Origin of the sequence: Mycobacterium sp. 1081908.1 (genome assembly GCF_001673535.1) — a bacterium.
GTDB lineage: Bacteria > Actinomycetota > Actinomycetes > Mycobacteriales > Mycobacteriaceae > Mycobacterium.
On record NZ_LZLY01000070.1, the window covers coordinates 1 to 879 of the forward strand.

The following is an 879-nucleotide window of genomic DNA, read 5'->3' on the forward strand; positions in this document are numbered from 1 at the left end:
CGGCGGCGCCGATCACCAAATACGATGCGGCCTGCAGGAAGTCGTGCCTTGCCGCCTCGGTGAACACCGTCCACCGCGACTCGGTCCGGGCTCCCGAAGCGGGCAGCCGGCGGGTGATCCACTCCGCGCGGCCCCACCGTGACCACATCCACCCCATGATCACCGCGGTCAGCAGCGACGCCCCCATGCGCGCGACGACCATCCCGGGCACACCGGGAAACGCGACCGCGGTGGCCACGAGCACTACCGGGTTGATCGCCGGCGCGGCCAGCATGAAGGTCAAAGCCGCCGCCCCCGTGGCGCCTCCCTCGCCGAACAGTCGCCGCGCCACCGGAACCGAACCGCATTCACAGCCGGGCAACGCCGCCCCGCCGACGCCGGCGGCCAACACCGCCACCGCCGGACGGCGCGGCAGCCAGCGCGCCAATCGTTCCGGCGACACGAACACCGCGATCAGCCCGCTGACCACCACGCCGAGCGCGAGGAAAGGGACCGCCTGGACGAACACCCCACAGAACACGGTTCCAGCGGTCGATAAGGCCGGACTGAGGGCCACCGCGTTCCGTAGCCTCGTCGCCGCGAAGGCGCCGACGAGCAGGATGCCCACCAGCACTTCCATCGACCCGACGCGCAACCTGGGCCGGGTCCTCAGCGTCGCCATCGCCTCAGTATGTCAGCGTGCGGGCGCCCCATCGGGAGCTGCGGACGATGTCGGCGACGGATCGCGGAGCTCGCAACGCTAGCCGTCGCGTCGCTCGCCGTCGAGATCCTCGTCGGCGCCCTCGCGGGCACCGCCCGGGCCCCACGTGCCCGGCAACATCGGCATCCGCGGGCCACCGCCGAAATCGTCATCGGCCAGGGTGGCCAAACCCGCCGCCT

General features: G+C 72.1%; 1 protein-coding gene and 1 pseudogene. Both read right to left on the reverse strand.

What is annotated here, in order from left to right:
- Positions 1-661: permease (locus A5655_RS10270; RefSeq protein ID WP_067009156.1), on the reverse strand; the 661-nt coding region annotated here is incomplete at its 3' end.
- Positions 662-739: 78 nt separating this feature from the next.
- A pseudogene (locus tag A5655_RS29365) lies at positions 740-879 on the reverse strand (hypothetical protein); the annotation flags it as partial.